Source organism: Candidatus Nitrosopumilus sp. (assembly GCF_029882185.1).
In the GTDB taxonomy this organism is placed as follows: Archaea; Thermoproteota; Nitrososphaeria; order Nitrososphaerales; family Nitrosopumilaceae; genus Nitrosopumilus.
In genome coordinates, this window is the sequence record NZ_JAOULD010000008.1 from 43,578 (window position 1) to 49,925 (window position 6,348).

At 32.8% G+C, this 6,348-nt stretch carries 10 protein-coding genes; 5 read left to right on the plus strand and 5 right to left on the minus strand.

Translation table 11 applies throughout. The annotated features are described in order from the left end of the window. Position 1: 1 nt before the first annotated feature. Positions 2 to 895 (minus strand): NAD(P)-dependent oxidoreductase, encoded by an 894-nt coding sequence (locus OEW78_RS03980; protein WP_300324403.1) that lies wholly within the window; start codon positions 893 to 895, stop codon positions 2 to 4. 24 nt (positions 896 to 919) lie between these two features. Further along, a complete protein-coding gene (locus OEW78_RS03985) occupies positions 920 to 1,306 on the minus strand; it encodes a hypothetical protein (protein WP_300324406.1) in 387 nt (128 codons plus the stop codon). 82 nt (positions 1,307 to 1,388) lie between these two features. On the opposite strand from OEW78_RS03985, the gene OEW78_RS03990 reads away from it, so the two are divergent. Continuing rightward, entirely contained in the window at positions 1,389 to 1,760 is a 372-nt protein-coding gene (locus OEW78_RS03990; RefSeq protein WP_300324409.1) for a C2H2-type zinc finger protein, read from the plus strand. Here OEW78_RS03990 and OEW78_RS03995 read toward each other — a convergent pair. Then, the gene (locus tag OEW78_RS03995; protein ID WP_300324412.1) at positions 1,708 to 2,049 is read right to left on the minus strand and encodes a hypothetical protein; all 342 of its coding nucleotides are present in this window, start codon (positions 2,047 to 2,049) and stop codon (positions 1,708 to 1,710) included. The two genes, OEW78_RS03990 and OEW78_RS03995, sit on opposite strands and share 53 nt — an antisense overlap. 280 nt (positions 2,050 to 2,329) lie before the next feature. Between OEW78_RS03995 and OEW78_RS04000 the strand changes: the two genes are divergently transcribed. From OEW78_RS04000 to artG, 3 genes are all read left to right on the plus strand, one after another. Beyond that, entirely contained in the window at positions 2,330 to 2,989 is a 660-nt protein-coding gene (locus OEW78_RS04000) for a DsbA family protein (RefSeq protein ID WP_300324415.1), read from the plus strand. Then, on the plus strand, positions 2,989 to 3,471 hold the full coding sequence (locus OEW78_RS04005; protein WP_300324418.1) for a hypothetical protein: 483 nt from the start codon (positions 2,989 to 2,991) through the stop codon (positions 3,469 to 3,471). The genes OEW78_RS04000 and OEW78_RS04005 overlap by 1 nt, the downstream gene beginning before the upstream one ends. 226 nt (positions 3,472 to 3,697) lie before the next feature. Further along, a complete protein-coding gene (gene artG, locus OEW78_RS04010) occupies positions 3,698 to 4,615 on the plus strand; it encodes a thaumarchaeosortase (protein ID WP_300324421.1) in 918 nt (305 codons plus the stop codon). A gap of 7 nt (positions 4,616 to 4,622) precedes the next feature. On the opposite strand, the gene dinB is transcribed toward artG, so the two are convergent. Next, positions 4,623 to 5,717: a DNA polymerase IV gene (dinB, locus tag OEW78_RS04015; protein WP_300324424.1), complete on the minus strand. Its 1,095-nt coding sequence runs from the start codon at positions 5,715 to 5,717 to the stop codon at positions 4,623 to 4,625. 71 nt (positions 5,718 to 5,788) lie between these two features. Here dinB and OEW78_RS04020 point away from each other — a divergent pair, with 71 nt between their 5' ends. Further along, positions 5,789 to 6,037 (plus strand): hypothetical protein, encoded by a 249-nt coding sequence (locus tag OEW78_RS04020; protein ID WP_300324427.1) that lies wholly within the window; start codon positions 5,789 to 5,791, stop codon positions 6,035 to 6,037. Positions 6,038 to 6,062: 25 nt separating this feature from the next. On the opposite strand, the gene OEW78_RS04025 is transcribed toward OEW78_RS04020, so the two are convergent. Beyond that, positions 6,063 to 6,348 (minus strand): hypothetical protein (locus tag OEW78_RS04025; protein ID WP_300324430.1); only part of this gene is annotated, 286 nt, incomplete at its 5' end.

Genomic DNA, 6,348 nt, shown 5'->3' on the forward strand with positions numbered 1-6,348 from the left:
ACTATTCGTGATTTTTGCTTGTTCTATTCATTGGTTTTTTGATATATTCTATGATTCCTGTATAGTCTATTTCTCCAAAGCCTTCTCTGACTGCATTTTCATATACTTCTTCTGCTTTGGTGATCATTGGCAGATTAATTCCTAAGGATTTGGCGGTATTTGTCATCGTAGTGATGTCTTTTTTTAGATTAGATAGTGTGAATGTAGTATCATATTTCCCATCTATCATTTTGTATGCCTTTTTTTCACTCATTCCTGTTTTAAAATATGTTGAATTCAAAATCTCCAGAAATATTTTTGGATCTACTCCTGATTTTTTCACCAATGTGATCCCTTCAGATAATGCCAATGCAAGCATGGTGATTTGAAGATTCATTGCTAATTTGACAGAATGGGCAATTCCACTCTCTCCTAGAAAAAATACTTTGTTTGCAATTGAATTGAAAACTTTTTCACATTTTTCAAAACTCTCTTTATTTCCTGATGCCATCATAACCAAATCTCCTGTTATTGCAACGTTTGGACCTCCCATTACTGGTATGTCTAATTTTTCAATGTTAAATTCATGAAATTTATGTGAAATTTCTTTTGATTCTAACGGATCTATTGTGCTCATGTCTGCTACAATAAGTTTTTCATGATTGCCTTCGATGATTCCATTTTTTTCAAATGACACTTGTTTTACTGCATTTGCATCTTTTACTATGATTATAACTAACTCTGAATTTTCTGCAACTTCTTTTGGTGATTCTACGATGGTTGCTCCTTTTTCTTTTAATTCCCTTGTTTTTTCTTTAGTTCTATTATAAGATGTAATTTTAAAACCCAAGTCTATCAAATGTATTGCTACTGCATTTCCCAACATTCCTAATCCTATAATTCCTATTTTTTGCAAATGTATTTCTCCGTTAATGTTGGTTTAATGGCGTTCTTCATTTTGAATCTCCCAATGTTTATTTCCAAATCTAGGTGCCACAAATTCTAGCTGTCCTATTGTTTTGTCTCCTTTTTTCACTTTTGCAAAATCAAATTTCTTCATTTTGAGAATTTTCTCTTTGGGTTTGTAACCACCCTCAATTACTTTCACTTTGAATCTTTTACTTGCTTTAATTACCATCTTTCTTGCACTTTGAACATCCCCGATCCATGAAAACATTTCAAAATCTCCAAAATTTTTGGTAGATACATTATATCCGTACAATCTCGCTTCAAATTTCATTGAGTGTAATTTAGCCTGTTCATTTAACCATGAAACAACTTCTTCCCCATGGCCTTTTTCAATTCCAAATGTTTCTGAATCCCCCATTAATTTACCTGACAAAATTAATCCATAATAATCATTTTCAAATTGATGTTAGACTAAAATATTGTTCTAGTTGTAACACTATATGCTTACAATTGATTGCAGAGATGTCATATCAATTAAAAATGATTTACTTGTTTATGTTGCAGATCAAGTCGCTGCAATTCCAACTTTAAAAAACCATCAATTTACCTTGTCCTCCTTTGACGATGATGAAATTATTGACACATCTGAAGTGATTTCTGCGATAAAAGAATTTTTAGATTCTATAGACGAGGGACGTAACTTTGCAGTCATTTCTAACAATGATGTAATTAACATCACCTCTATTTCTGGAAAAGTAATTGAGAGGATTGCTTCTGAATCAGAACATGAAATGTTTTCTTGCACCCATTGCGGTTTTGTTACTCAATACCAAGTTGAATTAGATACTCATATGAAAATCCACTATATCTAATTTTTTTTAAATTTTCAAGCAACCAGTTTCTTTTGACTATAGGCATTTCAGATGACATTGAGAATTCATATTGAGAAAATCGATTTCGGTATTCTGAGATAAAATTATTTGCAACTTTGAATGTCTTGAAACTTGTTCTCACTCCGTCTATGTTTACTTGATTTCCTAAAATATCATAAATGATTATTTTGTATTGGGTTGGTTTTACAAAACATTTTGTACAATACCACAATATTCCTAATGTTACAATAAAAAATCCTGTTACGCATCTGTCCGATATTTTTCCCATATGTTGATTTTCAACAGGATCTTTATAAGCACTAATTACCCGAAATCTTTGTGGGAAAATCATCTAAAAATCATGTCACAAAGGTATATTGTGAAAAATGTGATCTAATTTTTGAATCTCGTGAAAAGTTTGAAAATCATTTTGATAGTCATTCTTCAAGTATTCCATGTGATGTTTGTCCTATAGATACTATCATTGCAAAACTCGTGAATTTGTTTAAGAGAAAATCTTCACGTAATTTGGAATAAGTTTTTTTAACCTATTTTGTCTGATTTGGAATATGAATAAAAAAGGTGTAGTGATAGGTGTTATTGTTATTGGAATCATTATAGGTATAGTTTCTTCTCTTTCTACCTCTAATGAGACTGTTAATTTGGATATGAGTAGGACTCATGGAACCATCTCTACTGCTATGGGGTCGCCCATTTTAGGAGACCCTTCTGCTCCAATCACTATTGTTGAATTTGGGGATTATCAATGTCATCAATGTTATAATTGGTTTCATAACACCAAACCAACAATATTTCAAAATTATATTGAAACTGGAAAGGCAAATTTGGTTTTTGTAGATTTGGCTTTTTTAGGTCGTGATTCTCAAAAAGCCTCACAAGCATCGTACTGTGCAGAAGATCAAGGAATGTATTGGGAGTATCATGACACTTTATACAATTTTCAAGAACCTCAAATTGATGGAGGATGGGCAAATTCTGAGAGATTAAAGGCATTTGCAAGTAACTTGGGATTGGATATGGATTTGTTTGAAAGTTGCCTTGATTCTGGGAAATATGTAAAACGTGTTCAGTATAATATTCAACAGGCAAGAGATCATGATGTTAGAGGAACTCCTGGATTCTTTATTGTTGGACCTGATGGACAACAACAACTTGGTGGTGCACAACCCTACTCTGTATTCAAACAGATTTTGGATACTATGATCTAATGACATCGTCAATCATTTTAATATTTTCTGACCCGAAATATCTTGTTCTTTCATTGGCGATTTTCTCATCCATGTTGATTGGTTTGTTGATTTTATCTGAATATATTTTCATAGAACCTTATGTTGTTGGTCATATTCCATCTGGAACTGAATTAGGATTTGCACTTATTGTGATGATAACCACATTGTCTGCATTAGTCCTTCCTATGAATATATTCAGAATAAATTTTCTTAAAAAATCAAAACAGAAGATGGGTGGAGGATTGCTTGGGTCTGTTGTTGGTGCAATTGCAGGAGCATGTAGTTGTGGTCCGATCGGATTTGCTGTCATTTCTACATTTGGTTCGGTTGGGGCCACTGCCACAGCTTTTTTGACTAGCTATGAAATTCCAATCAGAATTATTGCGATTGGAATTTTGACAATTACTTATTTTACAACTACAAAATCCCTGAAAATCGAATGTAATTTAAAATCTAACTAGTAATGGATTAGAAATTACCTATTGGACAAACTTTTGCAACTTTGGAATGTATGTAGTATTCATAACTTTTATTGTGACATTTATCTATATTCCAAAGGTCTAGTAGAAGGGATCCAGAGGCTGACGAAATAGATGATGTCGAAGACTGACTAGGATGTCTATTTTCAATTCCTTTTTGATGTGAATAAAGTTGAGATATTTATTTGCCTGTTTTAGATCTATTTTAATGCAGAATTGGAATTTAATTTTTGGAATTCTGATCATTTCAAGTCCAATTCTTTTTTCAATTATTGCGTTTCCTGATTCTATAGCTTGGAGCTGGAATGAAGGACGTGGAGGGTACTTTTTTGCTTTAATTTTTGTTGTTGCTGAATTGATTGGACTAAAAATTGTGATTTCTAAGAAAAGACTACTATCTGTTATTCCAATGGCTCTTGCAACTATTGTCTATCTCATTTCATTAGAACATGGATTGCGAGAATATATTGTTGAATCTGCAGAATTATTTGATGTCCAATTAATTTATTCTTGGACTTGGCTGTGGGATTTTGTTATAATGGCAATCTTTGTTGTTGCTGCATTGAGTATCTTTTTTGGAAAACGTTGGATTAGAATTGCTCCTGCAGGTCCCATATTTCTAACAGGAACTGCAATCATTCTTTCACTTGATGCATTTTTTCCATATGATACACTTGGTCCTTTACAATACATAGTTCCATATTTTGTTCAGGCAAATGTATGGTTAGTAACGGTGCTTGATCTTGGAACTGCAGTAGCGCGTGACAATGTGATGTTTTTGCGTGGTGATCATGGTTCGATGGCCCTTCAAGTATTTTGGCCATCAGCTGGGGTTCATAGCATTATCATATTTTCATTAGTAATTGGTGCATTCATGTTAAAACTAAATATTCCACGAACCCGAAAGACGATTTATTTTATTTTAGGAATTATTGGAACAATTACTGTAAACTTAATTAGAATTTTTTCATTATCTTGGTATGCCCTCAAAGTAACAACCGATCCTGTAGCCTGGGAAGAATACCATAAAATTGCAGGTGAGATAATGTTTTTGCCTTGGTTATTTGCTTTCATTTTAGCTGTGGTTGTAATAGAATCAAGGCGTCTGAAAAATTCAGAAAAATAATTTGATTTTAAAAATACGATGTAATATCGCTTTGTCCTTGAACCTCAGAAAGCTCTGAAACTTTAACTCCTATTCTTCTGATTGTCGCAGTTTGAGTTTCTAGTGCTTCTTTTAGTAATATGTCTGCAGTTTTTTGTAATTCCACAATACTTGATGTTGGACTTCTGAGCATCCTTGATTTTGATTTATTCGATAAATCTGACTCTACAAAATGAATCCCAACTGATTTGAACATTTGATTATTTTTTTTAACTATGTCATGTACTTCTTTACATAATTCTGAAATATTTTCTGACAAAAAATCATAATCTTTTGAATCTTTTTTCAATGTAGTAATTTTACTGTATTGAATTCTAGCTTCACGTTTCTTTACTGGATCATTGTCTATGCCTCTAACTGAATTGTAGATATAGGATCCTGTTTTTCTTCCAAAATGTTTGTTCAAAGTAAATATGTCAATTTTTTTTAAATCTTGAATTGTTTCTAACTTCATTTCAGAAAACTTTTCTTCTGTTTTTTTACCAATTCCTGGTATCACTCTGATTTTTAATCCGTCTAAGAACGCTTCAACTTTTTCTGGAGACACTACTGTTAGTCCATCTGGTTTTTGAAAGTCCGATGCAATTTTTGAAATTAATTTGTTGGGTGAAATTCCAATTGAACAACTTAGTTTGATTTTATCACGAATGGAATTTTTAATTTGTTGTGCTAAATGAAATGCTTTTTTAAAATCTCCTTGAACTCTTTCTGTTACATCCAAATAAGCTTCATCTCTACCTACATATTCGAATATGTTTGCACTTTCCTTCATAATTTTCATGGCTTTTTCAGACATTTCTGAGTAAAAATCAAAATCTACTGGTAAAAATACTGCATCATTTCTACCTTCTAATCTTTTTTTAGCAAATGCAATTGGAATTCCTGATTTGACTCCGTATTTTCTAGCTGTATAATTTGCAGTTGCAATGGCTCCACTGTCTCCTCCTCTGTCTGAAAAAACACAAACACATACAGGTTTTGATTTTAATTCTGGAGATCTTGTTTCTTCACATTGGGCATAAAAATAATCAAAATCTATGTGGAAAACTACTCTGGTTTCCAATATTGTTTAGAACTATTTTGATTATTACTGTTTTGTGTATTGATTAAATACTGATTTGATTTAGTATTTTCATGGAATATCCTGTGTCTGTAGATGAAAACGGGATAAAGTTCAAACCTGAAAAAATGGAAAAAGAAAAACTTTACCATTGCATATACAAAGATAAAGCCATGTTGGTATTCAAAGATTCCCAAGATATAATGAATTGTTATGAAATTGAAGAACCTGATCTAGTTGAACACATCAAGAAAATTGGTAGTGATGACGATCTTGAAAAATTATTTGAGGACTATATGCAAGGAAAACACCTTAAAAATTAAATAAAAGCGAGAGAGAAATTTGCTATTACAGGAATTTGAAATTGAGCAGCAATAAAAAATCTAAAGACGCAGAAGACATTCTATCTGAATTTGACTCTAGAATTAATTCTGAGTCTGAACCGACACCAGAACCTGAACCAACACCTGAACCAACACCTGAACCAACACCTGAACCAACACCTGAACCAACACCTGAACCAACACCTGAACCGACACCAGAACCACAGCTTGAGGCACCTGCACCAGAACCACAGCTTGAGGCACCTGCACCAGAACCACAGCTTGAGGCACCTGCACCAGAGCCACAGCTA

Coding starts and splice junctions, on each gene's coding strand:
- OEW78_RS03985 (WP_300324406.1), bottom strand. CDS start 1,306: ATGGGGGATTCAGAAACATTTGGAATTGAAAAAGGCCATGGGGAAGAA.
- OEW78_RS03990 (WP_300324409.1), top strand. CDS start 1,389: ATGCTTACAATTGATTGCAGAGATGTCATATCAATTAAAAATGATTTA.
- OEW78_RS03995 (WP_300324412.1), bottom strand. CDS start 2,049: ATGGGAAAAATATCGGACAGATGCGTAACAGGATTTTTTATTGTAACA.
- OEW78_RS04000 (WP_300324415.1), top strand. CDS start 2,330: ATGAATAAAAAAGGTGTAGTGATAGGTGTTATTGTTATTGGAATCATT.
- OEW78_RS04005 (WP_300324418.1), top strand. CDS start 2,989: ATGACATCGTCAATCATTTTAATATTTTCTGACCCGAAATATCTTGTT.
- artG (WP_300324421.1), top strand. CDS start 3,698: ATGCAGAATTGGAATTTAATTTTTGGAATTCTGATCATTTCAAGTCCA.
- OEW78_RS04020 (WP_300324427.1), top strand. CDS start 5,789: ATGGAATATCCTGTGTCTGTAGATGAAAACGGGATAAAGTTCAAACCT.